Origin of the sequence: Dyella tabacisoli (assembly GCF_003350925.1) — a bacterium.
In the GTDB taxonomy this organism is placed as follows: Bacteria; Pseudomonadota; Gammaproteobacteria; order Xanthomonadales; family Rhodanobacteraceae; genus Dyella_C; species Dyella_C tabacisoli.
On record NZ_KZ857173.1, the window covers coordinates 535,395 to 559,106 of the forward strand.

Here is a 23,712-nt window from a genome sequence, read left to right on the forward strand (position 1 = left end):
CTCTGCTATAAAGCGGCTCATCAGGGGCTCGCGGTTTTGGTGAGCGCATTCAATGGACGCTATGCGCGGGTTGCGCACTTCGGGGATATGCATGGAAATCGTTGGACACACGCTGCCGGCTCGGCAGAGTGGTAGTGGCGCGTACGTGACCAAAGGCAGTACGACGAGTCTCATACGTCAGTGGATGCAATGTGGACTGTTATTTGCGCTGTTTCTCTGTTCGGCGCTGCATGCCACGTTTGCGATGGCAGATAGCGGTTGGTGTCAGAGTGGTAGTCCTACCTACGCTGAGGCTTGGACTGCGTGTCACGATCCGGTGAACGAAGCGTTCTACAGGAAGAATTACAAGGTAGTGCAAGGCTGCCACGATACGAGTATCAGCACTTGGATTCATGTGCCTTACGTCCAGGGTTATGTTGCTTGGACGCTGCTCAACGGCACCACTCTGATGGACCCCTATGGGGAAGTCATGTTCGCCTGCCGTGTGGGCGGCACGACACCGTCGCCGGCCAAGGGCAACGGTTGCCCCAGCTGCAATAGCGGCGTCGCTGATCCCATCAATGCTGGCAACGGCAATGTGTTTCGTCGCGAGGAGGACATCACCGCCGGTCAATTGCTGACCTTTACGCGCTATTACAACAGCAGCGCCAGCGCCTACGCCGGCAACGGCGTGCTCGGTCTGCATTGGTTGCATACGTATGCCCGGTCTTTGGCCTATGCCCCAGGCGGCTCGCCGGGGACGGCCGTGGTGGCGGTCACCCGCGAAGACGGCCGTGTCAATATCTATACCTTGATGAACGGTGTGTGGGCGGGTGAGATCGATGTACACGACGCGCTGACCGAACAGGTCGACGCCAACGGTCAACCGACCGGTTGGAGCCTTTCGCGGGTCGCCACCCGTAGCACTGAACTCTATGACGGCAGCGGACATCTGGTGGGCATCCAGGGACCGGATGGGTTCAACCTCACCCTCAGCTACAGCACCACGTCCAGCAGCCAGGCGCCAGGCGCCGGCTACCTGCTCACCGTCAGCGACCCGTTCAACCGCACTCTCCAGTTCGCCTACGACAACACGGGCCGGATAACCCAGGTCCAGGCGCCGGACGGACAGCTTTATCGCTATGCCTACGATACGCTCGGCAACCTGCAAACCGTGACCTTCCCCGACGGTAAGGCGCGCACTTATTTGTATAACGAACCGGCCAACAGCGGCGGCGCCACCGTGCCGGCGTTGCTGACCGGCCTGCTGGACGAAACCGGCACACGCTATGTCAGCTACCGCTATAACGCTGCCGGGCAAGCCATCAGCAATCAGTTGGCCGGAGGTGTGGCCGCTTACACGCTGAGCTACAACGGCGACGGCTCGGCCGATGTGGTGGACCCGCTCGGTGCTTCGATCCATCACGGGTTCACCACCGTGGCCGGAGTCACACATGCCACCTCGATGGGCGGCACGTGTCAGTCGTGCGGCAAGGAAAGCGCCTGGACCGTGGATTTCAGGGGGCAGATAACGCAGGCCACCGACTTCAACGGCAACGTCAGCCGCTATGAATATGATTTGGATGGCATGCTGGTCAGTCGTATTGATGGCTACGGCGGTGCTACCCCACGGGCGGTGCATACCGACTGGAATGATACGTTTCATGTCCCAACAGAGCGCCGTGTTCTCAACTACAACTACGATCTCGTCAGCAAAACAGACTGGACGTACAACGCACGCGGCCAAATCCTGGCGAAGTGCGACTACGACGCAGCCAATACTGGCGCACTTAGCTACATCTGCGGCAGTAGCACACCGCCCACCGGTGTGCGCCGCTGGACCTATACCTATTGCGACACCGTCGATACCACCGTCTGTCCGGTGGTAGGCTTGCGGCTATCGGTGGACGGTCCGCGCACCGATGTGTCGGACATCACCACCTACAGCTATTACTTGACCGACGGCGCCACGGCGCAGCACGGCGATCTGAAATCGGTCACCGACGCCCTCGGGCACACCACCACCTATACGGCCTACGACGGCGCCGGTCGTGTCACTGGCATGACCGATGCCAATGGCGTCAGCACCGTGCTCACCTACACCCCACGCGGCTGGCTCAAGACCCGTAGTACCGATGGTGCGACGACCACCCTTGATTACGATGCCACCGGCAACGTCACCAAGGTCACCGACCCCGATGGCGTCTTCGTCAGCTACACCTACGACCCCGCCCATCGCCTCACCGACATCACCGATGCCTTGGGCAACCGCATCCACTACACGCTGGATGCCGCCGGCAACAAAACCAAGGAAGACACCTACGACAGCACCGGCACCGTACGTCGCACACTGTCGCGTAGCTATAACACCCTGGGTCAGCTCACCACGATCACCGATGCCCTCAACCGCACCATCTTCAACGCCGGCTACAACGACAGCTACGATGCCAACGGCAACCTCGTGCATACCGCCGATGCTTTAGGTGTGCAGCGCAAGCAAAGCTACGATGGGCTGAGTCGTCTGGTCAGCGCCCTCGACAACTACAACGGCACCGACACAGCGACACAGAACACCAGCAGCACCTTCGCTTACGATGCACGGGATCAACTCACCGGCGTTACCGATCCCAGCAGCCTCACCACGACCTATACCTACGATGGCCTGGGTAATCGCACGGCGCTGCAAAGCCCGGATACCGGCAGCAGCAGCGACACCTACGACGCTGCCGGAAACCGCCTTACGCACACCGATGCACGCGGCATCGTAAGCGCATCCAGCTACGACGCCATCAATCGTTTGATCGGCACCGTCTACGCCAGTACCCCAGCCCTCAACGTGAGCTACAGCTATGACGATGCCAACAGCGTCACCGGCTGTACTGCCTCCCGTCCGCTCGGTCGACTCACCCGCGTCGTCGAGAGCAGCGTCACCACCGTGTTCTGCTACGACACACGCGGCAACGTCACCCAGAAACAGCAAATCATCGGCAACGTCACCGACACCACCCAGTACACCTACACCTTGGCGGGTCGTCTGAGTACCCTGCTCACCCCGAGCAACACCGGCATCAGTGACACCTACAACGCCAATGGTCAGCTCACCAATGTTCAGGTCATCCCCAATGGCAGCAGCACCGCCAGTGCGGTAGTCAGTGCGATCACTTATCTACCGTTTGGCCCGGTCAACAGTTACACCCTGGGCAACGGTCAGATGGTTACGCGCAGTTACGATACGAACTACGCGTTGACCGATCTCACCAGCCCGGCACTGAATCTGCATTTTGCTCGCGATGCGATGGGCAACATCACGGCCGAAGGCAATACCCAGGGTGCCAGCCCGGCGGCAGAGACCTACAGCTACGATCCGCTGTATCGCCTCACCAGCCTTAATGTGGCAGGCACACCGGTCGAGAGCTTCACCTATAACCCCACTGGTGATCGCCTGAGTAAAGCCGGCGGCAGTCTGGCGACGGGCAACTATGTCTACGCCGCCGGCACTCATCAACTGAGCAGCATCGGCAATGCTGCGCGGACCTACGACGCCAATGGCAACACCACGGCCAGCGTGAGTGGTGGGCAGGTTTATGGGTTTGGCTATAACGACCGCAACCGCATGACAGTGGTGCAGGCCAGCGGTGCTACGGTCGGCACTTATACCTACAACGCCTTTGGTCAGCGTGTGCAGAAAGTTGCCGCGGTGCCGACGTCGATCATCCAGCGTTACGCTTATGACGAAGCCAGTCACCTGATTGGCGAATACGCTGGTGCCGGTAGCCGTGACACGATCTGGATGGGGGATATCCCCGTCGCTACGGTGGATGCCGCAGGCACCACCAGCACGGTGAACTACATTCACGCCGATGGATTGGGTACACCGCGTGCGGTGACCAGCGGTGCTGGCACGACGATATGGTCATGGCCGTATGCGGGTAATGCGTTTGGAGAATTAGCACCGACATCGACCAATGGTTACATGCTTAATCTGCGCTTCCCCGGCCAGTACTACGACGCCGAGAGCGCGCTGAACTACAACGTCAATCGTGACTACGAGGCAGCCACTGGGCGCTATATCCAGAGTGACCCGATGGGATTGGTAGCGGGCCCAAGCACGTACGCCTATACGGGTGGAGTCCCACTGAGCGCGACCGATCCGCTGGGCCTCTCTACTATGGTCGTTTGCAGGCCAATTAATGACTGGCGCGTGAAATGGGCCGGCCCTGTTCACTGCGGCGTTTTTGTGTGGCACATGGACTGCAACGGAAACCGTATCATCGATCGCCAATATAGTTTGGCGGGCAATAGAACTCCTTTCCCACAGGGGAGTAATGCCCCTACTGCCGTTGATGATCGTAATGCTTTCTTTAGTGGTGGGGATGGTGTGTCCAACTGGTACATACCACCACCCTCGGGCATGACGAGCCCACAATTTGATGCCGCAATAACACAGGCAGGAGACTCTTATAACTCGGGCCAGGACTACGATGCGAAAAATGGTCCAAACTCGAATACCGCCGCAAATACAATCATTCATAACGCAGGAGGAACATTGCCAGATGTTCCCGGCGCTTGGCAGCAGCACTATCACGACGGCAACTAGCCGGCTAGCGTAAGAGGACTGAATATAGGTATGGCTATGAAAGCAATAAATGCTAAGCCCTTTAGATGGCTAGCTGTTTGTTTGCTAGTTACAGCTATCGCGTGGGCTCTAACGTCGATAATTGGCTATGGCATGACCTTCAGCCGAACGGAGTTTGATGGGCTTAAGAAGGGAATGTCTCGGGCGGATGCCATGGCCGAGTTGAAAAAGATTGGGGTCGTCGAGTTGGAGGCGATTCCAGACAATGCGCCGAACGTGTCGAAAGATGCGGATACCCAAGAGGGACTTTGGGTCAGGCTCAATGAGAAAGACTACGTATCAAAGATATATCGGTATGACACTTGGCGTTACCAGGTCCCAAATTCGTACTCGAATGTTGACATCACGTTTAGGCAGGATGGCCTAGTTTCGATCAAGTATCGTTGGCGCCCTTTTGAGGGGTAACGTGCATGCCAATGACTATGCCGGATGTTGATCGCGTCATCGCTCTTATCCAATCGATCTCCGGTGATCGGGCCAAAGCAGTTTGGTGGCTAAGCCAACCACTCGCCACGTTTGGTGGAAAAACTGCGCTTCAGCTGAAGCGCCGAAGGCCGCACCGACGACGTGATCAGCTACGTTGAATCCTTAGAGTCCGGTCTCCTCGGAGATGCGGCAAGAAGAAGCTCGCAGCCAACCTGACGTGCGACGCCTGGCCGACATGCAGTTAATGCTGTCCCAGTTGCATGGGCTTTTAGCGACGCCAGCAACGATCGGAAACCGGCCTTTGCGTTCGCTCCAGTATTTGATGGCGATGGTTGGGCAGTGGCAGGATCTTTCGGCACGCTGTTTCCTACCCGACGCTCCCATATCCACCGAGACCAAATGTTCTTGGCTCGCCACCACGCGACCAGTCTAGTAGGAATAATAATGAATATCGAAGTACGTGGACCAAAGTTTCAAGGCGGAAGCCTTCAGGACTGTGAAATTCAAGGGGCCACCCTGCACAACGCTTTGTTTGAAGGCGTCGCTATGTTTGGTGCTGACTTTTTGAATTCAGATTTGACCGATAGCGAATTCTACCTAGTACTTGCCATGGGGGCCTCTTTTTGCGGGGCAATATTAAAAAATGTCAAATTTCTTGGTGGCAATTATCAGGATGTCGACTTTAGCAATGCGGATTTGAGTGGCGCCATTTTCTCCAAAGACAACATGGGTGGTGCCGTTGACTTGAGTGGAGCGAATTTCTCAAATGCGAAAATTAATGGGGTGGTTTTTGAGTCAGCACTTTACGATGACTCAACAAAGTTTCCCGTTGGATTTTCGACAAATGACAAGGGTTTGAGCCTGAAGGCTTCGTAGCCATACTTGCAGCAAGTAGGCTGGGCTGAACGAAGTGATGCCCAGCAGCACGGATGGCGCGACGTTGGGGTTCGCTTGCGCTCACCCCAACCTACGACGCCGTGCCGTGAATGCATCAAGCCAGATAGCGACAGCCCGTATCTGCCACGGGCTTACATAAAAAGTCTGTAGGCCATTGGCACAAATTTCTTCATCGCCTCGCAGCTTTTTATCTGCCACGCATCGAGTGGACACGCGATGTCAGCAGTGCCGATTAGAGATAGTGGATTGGTCTTGTACACGGAGGATGAAGCTCGCCGCGAGAGCTTACCCCTCCCCAACCCTCCCCTGCTCGCAGGGGAGGGGGTAATAATCAGGCTTGCGCTTTGAGGATGGCGGCGTCGATGCGCTTGAGTGCTTCGGTGCGGCCGGCGAGATACACGGTGTGTTCGATCGATGGCGACACTTGGGTGCCGGTCATGGCCACGCGCAGTGGCTGGGCGATCTTGCCTAAGCCAAGCTCCAATTGTGCAGCGACGTGTTCGATCACTTGATGCACTGCATCGGGTGTCCATGCCGTCGCGCCTTCAAGACCGGCACGGGCTGCTTGCAGTACCGGCACGGCGCTGTCGTTTTGCAGATGTTTGGCGACGGCTTTGTCGTCCCATTCGGCGATCGGTGCGTACCAGATCTTGGCGCGCTCGGCCATTTCCTTCAGCGTGTGCACGCGATCGCGCAAGGCGACGATGACATCGGCCGGGGCCGGGCCATGGCTGGTGTCGATACCGGCGCGAGCGAGGTGCCAGGTGAACTCGGGCACCATCGACTGCGGCTCGTTGCTCTTCAAGTAATGCTGGTTGAGCCAGGATAGTTTCTCGGTGTCGAAACGCGAGGCGGCCTTGTTCACGTCGCCGATGTCGAACAGCGCGATCATTTCCTCGCGCGAGAAAATCTCTTGATCGCCGTGTGACCAGCCCAGGCGTACCAGATAATTAAGCAGTGCATGCGGCAGAAAACCGTCGTCGCGGTATTCCATGACACTGACGGAGTTGGTGCGCTTGGAGAGCTTTTTGCCCTCTTTGTCGAGAATCATCGGCAGGTGCGCGAACTCAGGCACCTTGGCGCCGAGTGCGAGATAGATATTGATTTGCCGTGGCGTGTTGTTGACATGGTCATCGCCGCGAATCACCTCGGTGATGCCCATATCGATGTCGTCCACTACGACGGCGAAGTTATACGTCGGCCAACCGTCGGAGCGGAAGATCACCAGATCGTCCAGCTCGGCATTAGCCCACTCCACCCGCCCTTTTACCTTGTCGTCGAACACCACCGAACCTGCCGCCGGATTCTTGAAACGGATCACCCGGTTCGGGTCGTCACGATAGGGCTCGTTGCGATCGCGGTAATAACCGTTGTAGCGCGGCTTTTCACCCTTGGCCATCGCGGCCTCGCGCATCGCCTCGATCTCGTCCTTGCTCTCATAGGCGTAATAGGCTTTGCCGGCGGCCAGTAGCTCATTAGCTACTTGCTGGTAACGTGCCAGCCGATGGGTTTGATAGATCGGCGGCTCGTCCGCGCTCAGGCCCAGCCACTCCATCGCGTCGAGAATGGCCTGTACCGCCTCGTCCGTGGAGCGCTCGCGATCGGTATCCTCTATGCGCAACACAAACTCGCCGCCGCGACGGCGTGCTTCCAGCCAGCAATAAAGCGCGGTGCGTGCGCCGCCGATGTGCAGGAAGCCGGTAGGACTTGGGGCAAAGCGAGTGCGTACGGTCATCAGGTTTTCTTAAGAGGGGCGCAGGGCGAAAACATGGATTTTAACGGATATGGCCGGCGTCACCGCAGATTTCGTGCGTTGTGTGCGATATCGCTGGCGCTGGCCGCTTGCTGCCACCCCGCCGACAGCTTGGCCGACGATGCCCCCAGCTACGATCGGCCAGGTTTTGGCTTTGCGCCCAACGTATTGAAACGCGGCGGCTTCGCCTATGAGCAGGGTTTGCCCAGTTGGAGCCTCAGTCACGATGCGGGTGTACGCAGCAGCCAGTACATGACCGACAGCCTGTTGCGCCTGGGCCTGGGCTCAGGGCTGGAGCTGCAACTGGGCGGCGCACCGTATGTGCGGCAGCGGCAAAGCGGTGACGGCGGCGACCAGGTCAGCGAGGGTCGTGGCGACAGCACGCTTGGCTTCAAGCTGGCACTGCCCTCGCATAGCCAGGACTGGAGTTGGGGCGCGCTTGGCACGGTCGAATTCACCGACGGCGCGCGCGGTATCCGCAACCCGCAGCGGCAATACACGCTGGGCCTGGATATCGAACAGCAATGGGATGAGCGGCATGCGGTCAACTATGTCGCGCAATGGCAGCGCAGCGGCAATAGCAACAGCTATCAGTTAGCCGGCAACTACGGCTATGCCCTGACTCGACGCTGGGGGGTATACGGCGAAGCCGTCGTGCAACATGCCCAGGGCGGCAATAGCAGCCGCCTCGGCGCCGGCCTGACCTGGCTACCCAATGAGCGACTGCAATGGGATACCTGGTGCCGCCACCGCATCAGCGGACGCACCCCCGATTGGGAGGCCGGCGTAGGGGTGGCGATGTATTTCGGCCCCTGACTTCAATACCGGCCCCGGCATCGCCGGGGCCGGTGAAGCTCGTTCTCGAACTTATTTCACGTGCACCGTGATCTTTTTGGAAACCAGCGCCGGGTCAAACGGGACATGGTTCTCGTCCGCCAGCTCCAATTGCAAGGTGTGGGTGCCGGGCTTGAGCTTGACCGTGGTCTCGGTCTGACCGTTGCCGAAATGGACGTGGTTATCGTCTTTCGGAATGGGTTGGCCCGCTACCGGCTGATCTTGCACGTCGATCAGCAGATGGTGATGGCCGGTACCGTCTTTTTTAATGCCGGCCGGGGCCACGCCCATGCCTTTGAGGCCAAACTCGACGGTGAACTCCTGCTTCACCGTGGCGCCGTCCTTGGGCGAGATGATGTAGACCTCGGCACCGGCAGGGGCCTTGGTTACCGGCAATACCGGCGCATCGGCGGCCACCGCCGCATGGGTCAACGTGGTCAGGGCCAGAGCAAGCAGCATGCGTTTCATCAGCAATCTCCATGGTCGATAACATCGCAAGCGTAAGATCCTAGCTCAATGACCGTCATGTTGCCGTCACGCTGACGCCACGCATCCGCAACGCCGTGCGCCGATCCTAAGCCGGGCCAGCATAGAGATCGTCATGCGCATCGGCATTGTCAGCGAAACGTATTCCCCTGAAATCAACGGCGTCGCACTTACCGTGCATAGCCTCGCCGCCGGCCTCGCCGCACACGGCCACCGCATTGATCTGATACGACCGCGCCAGGCGCAGCCACACCAGGACGAAACCGGCATCGAGGCACTCGAAGTGCGCGGCATGGCGCTACCGCGCTACCCCGGCCTGCGCTTTGGCCTGCCCGCCGGCCGCCTGCTGCGGCAGCGCTGGACCAAGCAACGCCCGGATGCGGTCTATGTCGCCACCGAGGGCCCGCTAGGCTGGTCGGCGGTACGCGCGGCCAAGCACCTGGGCATACCCGTAGCAACCGGCTTTCACACTCGTTTCGACGCCTATGCCAACCACTATGGCGTCGGCTTTGTCACCCCATGGGTGCGTAGTTATCTGCGCCGCTTCCATTGCCGTGCCGCGGCGACCCTGGTGCCCACCGAGGCATTGGCCGACGAATTGCGCGCACTCGGCGTATCCACCGCGCGCCTGCTGCGCCGCGCGGTGGATACCAAATTGTTTCATCCGGGTTACCGCGACGACGCGCTGCGCGACCACTGGCATGCGGACGCGTCCACACCGGTGGTGCTCTATGTCGGGCGTATCGCCGCGGAAAAGAATCTCGATCTGGCGGTGCGCAGTTTTCGCGCCATCCAGCAGCGTATACCGAATGCACGCTATGTATGGGTAGGCGACGGCCCGGCCCGTGCGGCGCTGCAAGAAGCGAATCCCGATTTCATCTTTGCCGGCATGCAACGCGGCGAAGCACTGGCGCGGTATTACGCCAGTGCCGATTTGTTTCTGTTTCCCAGCCTCAGTGAAACCTTTGGCAATGTGATTCTCGAAGCACTCGCCGCCGGCCTGCCTGTCGTCGCATATGAAGAAGGCGCAGCGCGCGAGCATCTTTTTCACGGCAGTAATGGCTATCGCCTCAAACCGAATGACGAAGCGGCTTTTATCGCCGCCGCTGTCGAGCTTGCCACGCACCCGCATGCGCTCCATCAGATGGGCCGCACCGCTCACGCCGGTGTGGCCAGCCTTTCGCCCGAAGCCGTGATTCGCGAATTCGAGACTCTGTTGCGACAACTGAGCGAGGAGAACCCGCATGAGCGCCATACCGCCACTGCGCACGCCTGATTTTCATGGGCCTACCGGGCCGCGCTTTGGGATGGATCGCCGTATCTGCCTCGCCGCCAATCACTGGGGCGCACGGCGCGCCGTAGGGATGTTCTTCGGCCTGGTCAGCCGACTCGGCGATGGTGTGTTCTGGTACGCCCTGATGGCCGCGCTGGCCTTGTTCGATGGCCGCCGCGGCCTGCTCGCCTCCGCGCAGATGGCCGCGACCGGGCTCACCGCGCTACTGCTTTATCGCCTGCTCAAGCGCTGGACACGACGGCCGCGGCCGTTTCGTACCTGCCCTGGGGTGATCGCGCACGTGCCGCCGCTGGATGAGTTCAGTTTCCCTTCCGGCCATACCTTGCAGGCGGTGAGCTTCACGGTCGTCGCGTTAGCGTGGTATCCGATACTGACGCCGCTGTTGGCGAGCTTCACCGCGCTGGTGGCAGCTTCGCGCGTGATTCTCGGGCTGCATTATCCGAGCGATGTATTGGCGGCGATCATGATCGGCAGTGGGCTCGGCGCGCTGTCGCTGTGGCTGTCTTCGTTGATGCTGTGAGAGCGGTTGAACCGGTGCTTTGAGTCCGCTGCGCAAACTCTGCTCACGGTGTAGTAGATGCCTTATCGCTCAGATAGATAGACCACCTATCCACAGGCTTTACCCACAGCCTTCCACAATCGCTGTGGAAAACTCACGCCATCATCACGCGCGCTGTGGTGACAAATTCATCACGCCGTAGCAAGTGCTTGTTGGCAAAGGTGCAAATCGGGCTTGTCCACAGGCTTACCCAAGCCTCGTCCACAATCGCTGTGGAAAACTTTTCAGTAGGAGCGCATCGGCTGCGCCCCTACTGGATGCCGCATCAAGCCGCGCGTTGCGCCTTGCTCAACAGACCGAGCACATCGGCAAGCTTGTCGCGTAGCTCGCGACGGTCGACGATCATGTCGACTGCGCCGTGCTCAAGCAGAAACTCGGAACGCTGGAAGCCTTCCGGCAAGGTCTCGCGCACGGTCTGCTCGATCACGCGCGGGCCGGCAAAACCGATCAGCGCTTTGGGCTCGGCCACATTGATGTCGCCCAGCATGCCCAGACTGGCCGAAACACCGCCGGTGGTCGGATGCGTGAGCACGCTGATGTAAGGCACTCCGGCATCGCGCATGCGCGCCAATGCAGCCGAGGTCTTGGCCATCTGCATCAACGAGAACAACGCCTCTTGCATGCGCGCGCCGCCAGTAGCGGAGAAGCACACCAGACCACTGCGTTCGGCCAGGGCACGTTCGGCGGCACGGGTGAATTTTTCACCGACGACCGAGCCCATCGAGCCGCCCATGTAGGCAAATTCAAATGCCACCGCCATCAGCGGGCGACCTTTGAGCTTGCCGCTCATCGCGATCATCGCGTCTTTTTCGCCAGTGGACTTCTGCGCCGCCGTGATGCGGTCACGGTATTTCTTGGAGTCGCGGAACTTCAGCGGATCGGTCGGCTCAAGGCTGGCCCATTGCTCCTGCGTCGAGCCTTCATCGAGAAAGGTATTGAGGCGCATGCGCGCCTCGATGTAATGGTGATGCCCGCACTTGGGGCAGACCATCAAATTGCGCTCCAGCTCCGGCCGATACAACACCGCCGCGCAGCCGCCGCACTTTTCCCAGACACCTTCGGGCACCTTGCCCTTGCCGATGTTGTTCTGCGCGCGAGCGCGCGGCGTCATGATTTTTTGCAGCCAATTCATTTGAACACCTCAAAGCTACATCTAACTCAATCTGCATCTAATGCGGCACGTATGGGCGCCAGAAAATCCGTCGCTCGTGCCGCTATGTCGTTTGCCGCCGTGGCGCCTGCCAACCGCTCCACCAACGCACTGCCGATAACCACGGCGTCGGCGAACCCGGCAATGGCCTTGGCGCTTTGCGCATCGCGGACACCAAAGCCGACCGCCACCGGTGCCTTGGCGCGGGAACGGATATCGGCCACGCGTGCGGCGATATCCGCGGTACTCAAATGCCCTGCCCCGGTAATGCCGGCAAACGATACATAGTACAAGAAACCCTCTGCCGACCCGCATAGCTGCGCCATACGCGAGGGTGCGGTGGTTGGCGCGGCGAGCAAAATCTGCTGCAGCCCGGCATCGCGCAACGGCTGTAATACGGCCGATTCCTCCAACGGGCAATCGACCAGCAGCACGCCGTCCACCCCGGCGGCCACGGCCTCTTGCGCGAAATGCGCATAGCCACGGATCTCGACTGGATTGAGATACCCCATCAGCACCACCGGTGTATCGGCATCGCGCCGGCGAAACTCGGCGACCCAGCCCAATACATCGGTCAGACCCACGCCCTTGGCGATCGCCCGCTCGCTGGCGTGCTGGATCACCGGGCCATCGGCCATCGGATCGGAGAACGGCACGCCCAGTTCGATCACGTCGGCACCGGCAGCGACCAGCGCATGCATCAAGGCCACCGTATGCTCTGGCGCCGGATCGCCTGCGGTAACAAAGGGAATCAGGCCGGTGCGGCCAGCGCTCTTGAGTGCGGCAAAGCGGCGATCGATGCGGCTCATACCGTTACCCCTTCGCGTGCGGCGATGGTGTGCACGTCTTTGTCGCCGCGCCCGGAAAGATTGCACAGCACCAACTGGTCCTTAGGCATCTCTCGCGCCAATTTGATCGCCTGCGCCACGGCATGGCTGGATTCCAGCGCGGCGAGGATGCCCTCGGTACGCGCCAGCAAATGAAAGGCCGCCAGGGCTTCGTCGTCAGTGATGCCGACATACTCGGCACGGCCGGCGTCTTTAAGAAAAGCATGCTCTGGGCCGACACCGGGGTAATCGAGGCCGGCCGAGACCGAGTGCGTCTCGGTGATCTGGCCGTTGTCGTCGCACAGCACATACGTGCGATTGCCGTGCAATACGCCTGGGCGGCCGGCCGCCAGCGAAGCGGCGTGATGCCCGGTGGCGATGCCCTCGCCGGCCGCTTCTGCGCCAACAATGCGCACATTGGCATCGTTCAAGAACGCATGAAACAGGCCAATCGCGTTGGAGCCGCCACCCACGCAAGCGGTTATCGCGTCAGGCAGCCGGCCGTACTGTTCAAGCATCTGCTCGCGCGCCTCGCGGCCGACGATGGCGTTGAAATCACGCACCATCAGCGGATACGGATGCGGGCCGGCCACGGTGCCGATGATGTAGAAGGTATCGGCGACGTTGGTCACCCAATCGCGCATCGCTTCGTTGAGCGCGTCTTTGAGCGTTTTCGATCCCGATGTCACCGGCACCACTTCGGCGCCCAGCAGCTTCATGCGGTAAACGTTGATTTTCTGCCGCTCGATATCCACCGCACCCATATAGACCACGCACTTCAAGCCGAAGCGCGCCGCGACGGTAGCGCTGGCCACGCCGTGTTGGCCGGCGCCGGTTTCCGCGATGATGCGCGGCTTGCCCATGCGCTTGGCGACCAAGGCCTGGCCGATGGTGTTGTTGATCTTGTGCGCGCCAGTGTGGTTCAGATCCTCGCGCTTGAGCAGAATCTTGGCGCCGCCGACATGTTGCGACAGACGTTCGGCGTGATAAATCGGGCTGGGACGACCGACGTAGTACTTCAGGTCGCGATCCAGCTCGGCGATAAATTCAGGGTCTTGGCGCAGGCGCAGATAGGCTTCAGTCAACTCAGCCAGCGGGGCCATCAATGTCTCGGCGACATAGCTGCCGCCGTAATGGCCGAAACGACCGTGCTCGTCGGGGTAAGCGTTGAAATCCACAATCTTGCTCATCTCAATCCAAACCGTTGAGGTTGTTTATGGGAGAGGTACCGCCGCGATGCTTCACTCAGGGCGACTTATGCCGCCCCTACCGAAGCTTGCCGCGCTGCGGCAATGAAGTTTGCCATCTTAGCCGGATCCTTGATTCCGAACGCCGACTCGATCCCGCTGGACACATCCACCGCCCACGGCCGTGCGATACGGATGGCCGTGGCGACATTGTCCGGTGTCAATCCGCCGGCCAGGATCAGCGGCTGGGTCAGATCCTTGGGCATCAGCGACCAGTCAAACGCCCGCCCAGCTCCGCCAGCCTCGCCCAGGCCATGGCCATCGAGCAATAAAGCGGCAGCGCCGGGATAGTCGCGCAAATGCGGCAACGCCGCCGCACCCTCGCCCATCGCAATGGCTTTCAGATAACGGCGCCCGAACTGCGCGCACCAGGTATCGCGCTCATGGCCATGAAACTGCAACAGATCCGGCTGCAAGCCCGTAATCACTTGATCGACAAAGGCCGCTTCGTCGTCCATGAACAACGCCACCGTGCTGACAAACGGCGGCAATGCATGACGAATCGCCTGCGCCTGCGCCAATGACACCTGGCGTTTGCTGCGCGCGGTAAAGATCAGACCAATCGCATCGGCGCCCAGGGTGGCGGCGAGTACGGCATCTTCGACACGGGTCATACCGCAGCATTTGATCCGCAGCGTCATGTTGCAAGAACCCCTGACTGACTGACCTCGGCGGGCAAACCCCAATGCGCCTCGTAGCGCGGCCCCAGAAAAGTCAGCCCGAAGGCCGGCGCGGTGGGACCGGCGACATCCCGGTTACGACCGGCCAGTAGCTCAGCCATCCAGGCCACGGGTTGCTCGCCGCGGCCGATAGGCAGCAGCGAGCCCACGATATTGCGCACCATGTGATGCAAAAAAGCATTCGCCTCGATATCCACGACGACCTGCTCGTCCTCGCGCCGAACGCTTATCGCCAGCACTTCGCGCCGTGCGTGTGCCGCCTCGCAGGAGATCGCCCGAAATGCGCTGAAATCATGTTCGCCAAGCAACGCTTGCGCGGCTTCGTGCATGCGCTTGGCATCCAATGGCTGGCGCTCCCAGGTCACGTAACGTGCATCCAACGCCGCACGTACTGGCCGATTGAGAATGCGATAACGGTATCGTCGGCTACGCGCCGAGAAGCGCGCGTGAAAACCATCCGCCACGGGCTGCGCCCACCGTACCGCCACACTGTTTGGCAAGTTGGAACAGCCGCCCAGAATCCAGCTACGCGGCTCGCGCTGCACTTCGGTATCGAAATGCACTACCTGGCAACGGCCGTGCACCCCGGCATCGGTGCGCCCGGCGCAGCTAATCTCCACCGGATGCGCGGCCACGAACGACAACGCCTTCTCCACCGCCCCCTGCACGCTGGCGCCGTGGGTCAGCCGCTGCCAACCGAAGAAATCGGTGCCGTCATATTCGATGCCTAGGGCGATGCGCATGGGGATAAAGCTGAGTTATCTGGCGGAAGACGCGCAGATTAGCAGTTGTGGCGACAACTGCCGCCGCAGGGGCCGCCCAAGTCCGCTACGCGGTAGCATGGCGCCCTCCCGTTTGGTTTGGCCGGAACAAGCAATGATTAACAACGACGTACTGCGCAGCATCCGCTACATGCTCGATCTCAGCGATATCAAGGTGGTCGAGATCACCAAGCTGGCCGATGCGGCCTTTCCAATCGAGAAAACCGACGTACAGGCGTTTCTGAAAAAGGACGAAGAGGAAGGCTACGCCGAGTGCAGCAACCTCGTTCTCGCGCATTTCCTCAACGGACTGGTATTCCATTACCGCGGCAAGGACGAAAGCCTGCCGCCGCGACCACTGGAAAAGCGCATCACCAATAATGTGGTGCTGAAGAAATTGCGGGTCGCGTTTCAGCTCAAAGACGTGGACATGCACCAGGTCTTCGAAGACGCCGGCTTTCCGATCTCCAAGCCGGAGTTGACCGCGCTGTTTCGCCAGCCCGACCACAAGAATTTCCGTCTCTGCGGCGATCAACTACTGCGCAACTTCCTCAAAGGGTTGACGCTGCGCGTGCGGGACAACGGCTGAAGGTAGCTGCTGGGCGCCTTACGGTTCGGTTTGTCGATACTAATAACGGTACGATCGGCCCACACTTCAGCGCTTAGCCCGCCTCGGTTGAAAGGAGATCTTTCGCCCCTGGCGGGAAACCCTTTTTCAATACGGTTCAATAAGAAGGTATTTCCGTCACATGCAGTACTGATATCCGCGTATCACTCATACAAATCCAGGGGGACAAAGTATGGATAGATCGACTCGACTAAGCCTCATGCAGTTCGCAATGGCGGCGCCCTATACGGACAGCCTGCCCGCATCCGCTCCGCGAAACACCACCCGCATAGGTGCGGCGCACGTGCTGTTTGCGCTTGTGATGATCGGCCTCGGCATCATCGGCCTCATCTACGGTGACTTCGCCCTGGTCTGGCAACGTATTCCTATTGAGCATCTGCCGGGGCAGCAGTTCTTCGCCTATGCCTGCGCAACCATCGAGTTGGCGACCGGCATTGGCCTGCTGATGAGACCCACGCTCAGGCTCGCTGCCTACATCCTGTTCGTCTATCTAGTGCTTTGGCTGATCTTGCTCAAGCTCCCGGCCGTCGTGGCGATGCCGCAGATGGAAGCGACCTGGCTGGGCTTCGGCGAGATTGCGGTCGTCCTGGCGGGGGGATGGATTGTGTTTGCCTTGCATGCCGGTGCATTGGAGCGGCGTTATTTGAATTTCGCCGTCGGTGCGAGCGGGGTGCGCAAGGCCAGAATATTGTTTGCGCTGTCGCTGCCGATGATCGGGCTTTCGCATTTCTTCTACAGTGAACAGACAGTCGCTTTTGTGCCGAGCTGGCTTCCCCTCCCGCTGTACTGGGCGTATCTAACGGGTGCCGGCAGCATCGTCGCCAGCATCGGCCTGCTATTTGCCATCTATCCGCGCCTGGCCGCCACCCTTGAGGCGGCGATGTTGAGCATTATCACGCTGCTCGTCTGGGGGCCCGGACTGATAACCACGCCGACCGATCGAACCCAATGGACGGCATTCGTCATCTCCTGGGCTATCGCCGGCGGCGCCTGGATTGTGGCCGACTCGTATCGCGGGGTGCCCTGGTTTGCGATGGGCGGTTCCGCGCGGAAACTGCCGATCAACTAACCCCTAACCGAGACAATCGCCCGCCGCACGATCTCCAGCCCGGATCGTGCGGCGGCACGTGACGCACCCGCGAATCCGAAGACGAGCCCGCTGCGCTCGGTGGCGCCGTATTTGGACAGCGGATGAACATCGATGCCGGCACGGGCGCATGCCGCCGCCACCGCCCGGTCATCGACGCGGGGCGGACCGTGTTTGAACATGCCAGTGACATGCATGCCGGCGGTAGCCGGCCCGAAATCCAGCACGTCGGCAAGCACTTTCGCCTCCTCCAGAAAGGCCAGCCGCCGCTCATCGTAAATCGCACGGGTTTTGCGCAAGTGACGCGCCAACTGCCCCTCGTGAATGAATGCCGCAAGCACGCCTTGCGTGAGCAGGGCCGTATGGCCGTCCGCGACGTGCTTGGCATCGACGAAGGCGGCCACCAGCGGCTCCGGCACGATGACGTAGGCGATCCGCAACGCCGGAAACAGAATCTTGTTGAAGCTGCCGACATAGATGACGCGCCCTCTTCCATCCATCCCTTGCAGGGAGGCGATCGGACGGCCCTCATAACAATAGTCGCCGTCGTAGTCGTCTTCGACGACGTAGGCGTCTGCTTCGTGCGCCCAATCAAGCAGCGCCCTTCTGCGCTCAAGCGACATCTCGTAACCCATCGGATATTGATGCGATGGAGTGACGTAGGCGAGGCGCGCATGCGGCGCCAGCAATCGGCCAGCCCCTACGTCGAGGCCTTGTTCATCGACCGGCACATGCACCACGTGCAACCCGGCCGCACGCAAGCAGTGCTGCACCGGCTGGTACCCCGGCATCTCGACCCAGGCGCGATCGCCCGGATCGGCGAGCACTTTGCCGGCAAGCTCGACGGCCTGCTGCGTGCTTGTCACCACGATGACCTGCTCGGGCGAGCAATGGGTCGCCCGCATGGCCGATGCGTGCGCTGCGATGGCTTCGCGCAGAGCCGGCAAGCCGTTGCTCGCGCCGTACTCCCAATAGTCGTTGCCAGGCCGGCCGGCCTCGCGGATCAGCAGGCGATTCCAGACTTTGCGCGGAAACAGATCACCCGGTGGCAGTGAAGGCGTAAAGGGAATCGCAGTGGCGGCCTGGTAGTGACCAGGGTAGCTTCGCAATGCCTGCGCACGCTCAGACAAGCGCGGTTGCGCATCGGCTGATTGGGATAAGGCGATGCGCTTGGGCGTCACCGGATGCGCATCGCGCTCGGGCAGGCTTGCGGCCACGAAACTGCCGGCGCCGCGGCGCCGGACGATGTATCCGTCGGCCACCAGTTGGCCGAGCGCCCAGTCGACGGTGTTTCTGGCTACGCCGAGATCTTTCGCCAGTGTTCGGCTCGACGGCAGGCGCGCATTCGGCGCCAGCGCGCCGCTGGTGATCGCCATGCGTATCCGGTCGTCTATGCGCGCGTAAGCAGGCTGGCCTGGTCTCGTATCAAGACCGGCGACATCAACGGAAAATACCGAACCTGCATGCTTGACCATCCATGCAGATTAACTCTTCGAGCGGGTGTGCTCCATGGTCCAGTTCGTCTCCCACTGCTTGCCGTCGAGAGAAAACGCTTGCTCCCAGTGCGCCTTATCGGGGCCGAGGCGGGCCCAGCGAAACCGCACCTTGATCGGCCGGCCGTCGTCGGTATCGTCGCCGAAAAACTCGCCATGGTCGCCGGTAAACCCGCCCACCACAGGCGGAAATAGCTCGCCGGTGGTGCTGTTGATCCAGTAGAGAGACCATTGGCGCTTCTTGAGATTGAAAACGCGCACGGTCATCCCGGACCAGCCCTTGGTCGGGAAAACACCATCATCGATGTTGACCACGCCGCCAAGGCGGCTTTCGCAACGCAGCGAGGCCGGAAAGACGTCCCAATCGTCGCTGCCGACCCAACGTTTTTTCAGCCGCCGGTTGACGAAGTTCCAGTTGCCGACAAAGAAATCGAAGTCGTGGATGTCGCCGGTCGGCAGCGCAATGTCATTACCGGAGAGAGTCTTGCCACCGACGGGGGCCGTAGCGCTGGCGATAGGTAAAAAGCTCAGCGCCGCAGCGCCCGCGAGTGTGTCAATCAGGATTTGCCGGCGCTTGATAGAAACGGGACGGGTCATGCGGCACGCTCACTTGAAGGGAGATACAAACAGCAAGATGCGCGCAATTCAAAGCAGCGTGAAGAGCCATTTACTCACGGCGCACAAGGCCACTGCTCAACCCGGCCCGGTTGTCGAAATCGTGCTGCGCCTTGGTGATGTCCTGCAAATGCCCCTCTACCCAGTGATCGAGCATGGTGATGGGGCCACTTAAGGAGGCGCCGAGCGGCGTCAACGAATATTCGACTCGCGGCGGCACCTCTGCATAGGCCAGGCGGGTCACAAAGCCACTACGCTCAAGTCGCCGCAATGTCTGGATCAGCATCTTCTCGGAAATGCCGCCGATCTGCCGGCGCAGCTCCGAGGTGCGTGCCGGGCCTGCGACCAGTCGATGCACCACAAGCAACGCCCATTTCTCGGCCAGTATTTCCAGCACGGCACGCGCCGGGCAGCTTGGATTGAAGACATCCGCATCGGGGCAGGATAGGTCGGCGGTTTTGTTCATCGGTAAAACTTACCAAAAGGTAAGTACTTGTTCAATGGAAAGTATGATGCAAAGCTTTGCGGGTCACGGCGATCTTTGCGGGAGCCATCCCCGATACATCGCCTGCCATCAACGCCCCATAACCCAAGGACGCACCCATGAAGCTCTTCTACACGCCTGGCGCCTGCTCGCTTTCACCGCACATCGCTTTGCTTGAAGCCGGCTTACCGTTCTCGCTGCACAAAGTGGATCTGAAAGAAAAGAAGTTCGACTCGGACCACGACTTCTATGACGTCAATGGCAAAGGCTATGTACCGGCGCTAGAGCTCGACAATGGCCAGGTGCTGACGGAAGGACCGGCCATCGTGCAATACATCGCCGACCAGAACCCCGCTGCCGATCTCGCCCCCGCCGCCGGCACGATGAACCGTTACAGACTGCAGGAGTGGCTGAACTTCATTACCTCCGAGCTGCATAAGCCGATGGGTTCGATGTTCAACCCAGCGCAGACGCCGGAATGGAAGGAGGCGGTCAAAGCCATGCTGTCGAGGCGTCTGGACTGGCTTTCCAAGCAGCTCGAAGGCAAATCGCACCTACAGGACGAGAAGTTCAGCATTGCCGACGGCTATCTGTTCACGGTGCTGGGCTGGGCCAAAATGGTCGGGTTCGACCTGAGTAAATGGCCGGTCATTGAGCAATATGCCGCGCGCATCGGCCAGCGTCCGAAAGTAATCGAGGCGATGACCGCCGAAGGGCTGCTGAAATAATCGATTCTGAAGTAATCGATTTTGAAGTAACGGATTTTTGGGTGACGCCTGGCCGAAGCACCATCATCGCTTCGGCCAGGCTGAGAACGGCTTAGTAACACTCATCGATCAGCAAGGCCGATGCCCGCCGATGCGCGGGCATCGGCCTGTTAACGAAGATTCACTGCTCATTTCAATTTTTGGACCCGGAAACGTCTTAGAGAGGTCGCATCCACACGGGTCAAGTGTTTTGAACGAGCTGAACCATCAACTTGGGGTTGAGCAGCCAGGGAATCGGCATGGGCATCGACCTGCAGGCCAGCCCGCGCAGGCCATCGTGTGAGCAAAAAATTCATCCTGACCTTATGGACGAGTCTGGGACTGATTCTTGCCACCGCCTGGTCGTGGGCACTTTATGTCGGACCGGCATGCAAGCGCGTACCCAGCCCTATCGTGACCCTCCATGGCAAGGCGTGCCGTGTCGATATACCGGCAAGCAAGTAGCGCGGTTGATCGCTTATCCGCCACTGCTTGATCGCGACCTCCCCCATTCGCGAAGCTGACCTTGCGCATGCGTGTTGGCAGGATTGCGTTCTAGTGAACGCCGGTAGTTGAACATAGCCCGTTCGACATCTCCGGCCGCCTGGTATGCCTCGGCAAGGCTGTCGCCGCCCCAAACGACGTCGGGCCGGCATAAAGCCGGCCCGACGAATAACCATGCATCGGCTGCGATTAGTGCAGGTCGGCCAGCAGGCGCTTCGCGGTGTCTTTCTGCATCTGGCTACCTTCATGCAGCACCTCTTCCAGCATCGAACGGGCGCCATCGGGGTCGCCCATATCGAGGTAGGCACGTGCCAGATCGAGCTTGGTATCGGCCGGGTCATCGCTGAAATGACCGAACTCGTGCGGCTCCTTGCTCGCCGCGCTGCTGGCCGCATGCGGTGCATCCGCCGGCTCATCGGCGAACTGCCAGCTTGTGCGCTCGTGTTGTGGCGCTGGAGCGATCGGCTCAACAGGTTCGTGCTGAACCGGCTTAGTAGCGACCGGCAACTCCGGTGGAGTCGGCGTGAGATTGAAACCAAAGTGATATTCGCTGACCGTCGCGGGGGCGTCATGCGCAGGAAGCGGCGCCGGCTTGACCGGCGGCATCCCCAGGCCCTGGTCAGTCGAGTAACTATCCAGATCGAAATGATGCAGCGCTGCGTGCTCGTCGGCACTTTGCGGCGGCTGCGGGGCGGTGTTCGTGAACAGCGGGTGCCCCGGCACCAGGTCCTCGCCCATGCTCACGACGTCTTGCCATTCCAACTGTTGTGGATTGGAGATATGTGCGTGCATGGCTTCGGCGGCGGCTTCGAAATGCTCAATGTCGCGACGGCCGTAGTAGAGACTGACCAGCTCCAGGTGCAGACCGATGTCATCGGGATGTTCGGCCAATTGGTCGAGCAACTCGTCTTGATCGGGATCGGCGCCGCCCACCGGCATCGCGCCAAAGCGGTCGGCCAAAGAAGAGCCATTCGCCGCTGGAGCCACGACCGCAGGCTTGCGGCGGCGGCCCAGCAAGGCAAGCAAGGCCAGTACGACGACAGCACCGGCACCGGCAGCCCAGGCCCAGGTCTGCATATACCAGGGCTCTTCCGCGACAGGTGCTGGCGCTGGCTTGCTCGGCGCCGGCTTGGCCGCGGCTGCCGCCACAGGCTTGGGTGGTGCGGCTGCGGTACTGGCTACGGCGGTGGCAGCCGTTGTGGTGGTTGCATGTGCCGGGGTGTCGGCGAGCGGGGCAGTCACTGCGGCATGGCTGCTTGCGGCCACCGCAGGTTGCGCGGCAGCGGCGACGCTGGCTGGCTTTGCTTCGGACAAGGCGGTGGCCACTACCGGTTTGTCTTCCACATGTGCCGGTGTACCCGCCGATTTACGCGCTTCGGCCAGCTTGTGCTGCAACTCGGCGATTTCGTTGTCTTTCAACGACAACAGGCGCTCATTCTTGCCGTTGATGTCTTCCAAATCTTTAAGCCGCGACTTCAGCTCGTCGCCCTGCTGTTGCAGCGCGGTCAGCGTCTCTTGGCTACGCAGCAAATCTTGATGCAGCGCAGCCGAGTCGGCTTTGCCGCCATTGCTACCCTTGCCGGCGGCGGTCGCGCCACCGTCTTTTGCCGGCACCAGGGCCAGGCGATCGGAGGTATTGGCGCTCTTGGTCGGCGCCGAGGAAGCGGATGGACGGGTACCGGCGTCGGCCACCGTGGTCGGCACCTTGGCCGCACCGGCACGCCAGTCGCTGTTTTGACGGCTTACTTCGGCCATGGCTGCGGCAGTGGCCAGCGCCTGGGCATCCTCTTTACTGGGCACGCGTAGTACGGCGCCGGTTTTCAGCGCATTGATATTGTCGCGATAGAAGGCATCCGGGTTGGCTTGCTTCAGCGCGACCAGCATCTGATTGACATCGACCCCGGCCGGCGCGACGCGGCGGGCGATGCCGGACAAGGTCTGGCCACGCTCGACCGGACCCAGCTTGCCATCGCCAGCGCTCTCGGCGGGTGCGGTGGCGGATTTCGCTGCCGCAGGTGCTTTGCGACTGCGGGTAACGGTCGTGTCGGCATCCGCTGCCGGCGCAGCCTGGCGCGGTGTACGCGTATGCGTCGGGGCGGCTGTGGGCGCACGGGCGATCGGGGCCTGTGCTGGCGTAGACGGCGGATCGAGCAAGACGGTGAATTCACGCACGCTCTTGTTGGCGCCGCTATTCACTTCAACCAATAAATCCAGATAAGGGTCGTTGATCGGTGCGCTACTGGTAACCCGGATCACTTTCTTGCCGTTGGCGCCATCGACCACACTGAATTGCAACAGGACCGTGGGCGCGGCGATGTTGGCCTGGGCAAAGGCGTCACTGGAAGCCAGCTTGGCCGTGAGATTCTGCAGCTCAGCCGGATTCTCGGGATTGAGCGGAATCTCGGCCAGCAAAGGCTGACCCAGTGCGGATTTGATCTGGATCTGGCCCAATTCCAGCGCTACTGCCTGACTGCTACCCAATGCAAGCGCCAGCAGCACCGACAGCTTCAACGAACGATTCATCGCTTGCTCCCCCGAACGACCCCATGACGTTTCTTGTAGATCGCCGCCAATAGCGGCGGCGACCCGGAACGAGGCGTCACTTTAGTTAGATAAAAGCCAATCA

The 23,712-nt window shown here is 60.6% G+C and carries 19 protein-coding genes; 8 read left to right on the forward strand and 11 right to left on the reverse strand.

Annotation, left to right across the window (positions count from 1 at the left end):
• The first annotated feature begins 394 nt into the window (after positions 1-394).
• The gene (locus DVJ77_RS02115; protein ID WP_162791328.1) at positions 395-4,576 is read left to right on the forward strand and encodes an RHS repeat-associated core domain-containing protein; all 4,182 of its coding nucleotides are present in this window, start codon (positions 395-397) and stop codon (positions 4,574-4,576) included.
• A 909-nt stretch (positions 4,577-5,485) separates the two neighbouring features.
• Complete coding sequence (locus DVJ77_RS02130) at positions 5,486-5,917, forward strand: pentapeptide repeat-containing protein (protein WP_162791329.1); 432 nt, start codon at positions 5,486-5,488, stop codon at positions 5,915-5,917.
• Positions 5,918-6,269: 352 nt separating this feature from the next.
• Here the strand turns inward: DVJ77_RS02130 and gltX are convergent, their stop codons facing one another.
• On the reverse strand, positions 6,270-7,673 hold the full coding sequence (gene gltX / locus DVJ77_RS02135; RefSeq protein WP_114843795.1) for a glutamate--tRNA ligase: 1,404 nt from the start codon (positions 7,671-7,673) through the stop codon (positions 6,270-6,272).
• A 33-nt stretch (positions 7,674-7,706) separates the two neighbouring features.
• Here gltX and DVJ77_RS02140 point away from each other — a divergent pair, with 33 nt between their 5' ends.
• Positions 7,707-8,507 (forward strand): transporter, encoded by an 801-nt coding sequence (locus tag DVJ77_RS02140; protein WP_114843796.1) that lies wholly within the window; start codon positions 7,707-7,709, stop codon positions 8,505-8,507.
• 51 nt (positions 8,508-8,558) lie between these two features.
• Here DVJ77_RS02140 and DVJ77_RS02145 read toward each other — a convergent pair whose 3' ends face one another.
• Entirely contained in the window at positions 8,559-8,993 is a 435-nt protein-coding gene (locus DVJ77_RS02145; RefSeq protein ID WP_114843797.1) for a DUF4399 domain-containing protein, read from the reverse strand.
• A 133-nt stretch (positions 8,994-9,126) separates the two neighbouring features.
• On the opposite strand from DVJ77_RS02145, the gene DVJ77_RS02150 reads away from it, so the two are divergent.
• Together DVJ77_RS02150 and DVJ77_RS02155 are read left to right on the forward strand one after the other, a co-directional pair.
• Positions 9,127-10,287 carry a glycosyltransferase family 4 protein gene (locus tag DVJ77_RS02150; RefSeq protein WP_114843798.1) on the forward strand — a complete coding sequence of 387 codons (1,161 nt, stop codon included), beginning with the start codon at positions 9,127-9,129 and terminating at the stop codon, positions 10,285-10,287.
• Positions 10,256-10,825, forward strand: a complete 570-nt coding sequence (locus tag DVJ77_RS02155; RefSeq protein WP_114843799.1) for a phosphatase PAP2 family protein — start codon at positions 10,256-10,258, stop codon at positions 10,823-10,825. The genes DVJ77_RS02150 and DVJ77_RS02155 overlap by 32 nt, the downstream gene beginning before the upstream one ends.
• Positions 10,826-11,129: 304 nt before the next feature.
• Here the strand turns inward: DVJ77_RS02155 and accD are convergent, their stop codons facing one another.
• The 5 genes from accD to truA form a co-directional block, all read right to left on the reverse strand.
• Positions 11,130-11,996, reverse strand: a complete 867-nt coding sequence (gene accD, locus DVJ77_RS02160) for an acetyl-CoA carboxylase, carboxyltransferase subunit beta (RefSeq protein WP_114843800.1) — start codon at positions 11,994-11,996, stop codon at positions 11,130-11,132.
• Between the two features lie 26 nt (positions 11,997-12,022).
• A complete protein-coding gene (gene trpA, locus DVJ77_RS02165) occupies positions 12,023-12,823 on the reverse strand; it encodes a tryptophan synthase subunit alpha (protein WP_114843801.1) in 801 nt (266 codons plus the stop codon).
• Entirely contained in the window at positions 12,820-14,031 is a 1,212-nt protein-coding gene (gene trpB, locus DVJ77_RS02170) for a tryptophan synthase subunit beta (protein WP_114843802.1), read from the reverse strand. The genes trpA and trpB overlap by 4 nt, the downstream gene beginning before the upstream one ends.
• A gap of 65 nt (positions 14,032-14,096) precedes the next feature.
• Entirely contained in the window at positions 14,097-14,729 is a 633-nt protein-coding gene (locus tag DVJ77_RS02175) for a phosphoribosylanthranilate isomerase (RefSeq protein WP_114843803.1), read from the reverse strand.
• Complete coding sequence (gene truA, locus DVJ77_RS02180; protein WP_114843804.1) at positions 14,726-15,511, reverse strand: tRNA pseudouridine(38-40) synthase TruA; 786 nt, start codon at positions 15,509-15,511, stop codon at positions 14,726-14,728. Before truA ends, DVJ77_RS02175 begins: the two co-directional genes overlap by 4 nt.
• 133 nt (positions 15,512-15,644) lie before the next feature.
• On the opposite strand from truA, the gene DVJ77_RS02185 reads away from it, so the two are divergent.
• Positions 15,645-16,118 carry a YehS family protein gene (locus DVJ77_RS02185; RefSeq protein ID WP_114843805.1) on the forward strand — a complete coding sequence of 158 codons (474 nt, stop codon included), beginning with the start codon at positions 15,645-15,647 and terminating at the stop codon, positions 16,116-16,118.
• Between the two features lie 211 nt (positions 16,119-16,329).
• On the forward strand, positions 16,330-17,226 hold the full coding sequence (locus tag DVJ77_RS02190; protein ID WP_225427727.1) for a DoxX family membrane protein: 897 nt from the start codon (positions 16,330-16,332) through the stop codon (positions 17,224-17,226).
• Here DVJ77_RS02190 and pdxR read toward each other — a convergent pair.
• The 3 genes from pdxR to DVJ77_RS02205 all read right to left on the reverse strand — a co-directional run bounded on the left by pdxR (position 17,223) and on the right by DVJ77_RS02205 (position 19,818).
• Positions 17,223-18,719 (reverse strand): MocR-like pyridoxine biosynthesis transcription factor PdxR, encoded by a 1,497-nt coding sequence (gene pdxR / locus DVJ77_RS02195; protein WP_114843806.1) that lies wholly within the window; start codon positions 18,717-18,719, stop codon positions 17,223-17,225. The two genes, DVJ77_RS02190 and pdxR, sit on opposite strands and share 4 nt — an antisense overlap.
• 9 nt (positions 18,720-18,728) lie before the next feature.
• Positions 18,729-19,334 carry a hypothetical protein gene (locus DVJ77_RS02200; protein ID WP_225427729.1) on the reverse strand — a complete coding sequence of 202 codons (606 nt, stop codon included), beginning with the start codon at positions 19,332-19,334 and terminating at the stop codon, positions 18,729-18,731.
• 70 nt (positions 19,335-19,404) lie between these two features.
• Positions 19,405-19,818, reverse strand: a complete 414-nt coding sequence (locus DVJ77_RS02205) for a winged helix-turn-helix transcriptional regulator (protein ID WP_114843807.1) — start codon at positions 19,816-19,818, stop codon at positions 19,405-19,407.
• A 137-nt stretch (positions 19,819-19,955) separates the two neighbouring features.
• On the opposite strand from DVJ77_RS02205, the gene gstA reads away from it, so the two are divergent.
• Complete coding sequence (gene gstA, locus DVJ77_RS02210) at positions 19,956-20,564, forward strand: glutathione transferase GstA (protein ID WP_114843808.1); 609 nt, start codon at positions 19,956-19,958, stop codon at positions 20,562-20,564.
• Positions 20,565-21,275: 711 nt separating this feature from the next.
• On the opposite strand, the gene DVJ77_RS02215 is transcribed toward gstA, so the two are convergent.
• Complete coding sequence (locus tag DVJ77_RS02215; RefSeq protein WP_114843809.1) at positions 21,276-23,609, reverse strand: motility hub landmark protein FimV; 2,334 nt, start codon at positions 23,607-23,609, stop codon at positions 21,276-21,278.
• Positions 23,610-23,712: the final 103 nt, after the last annotated feature.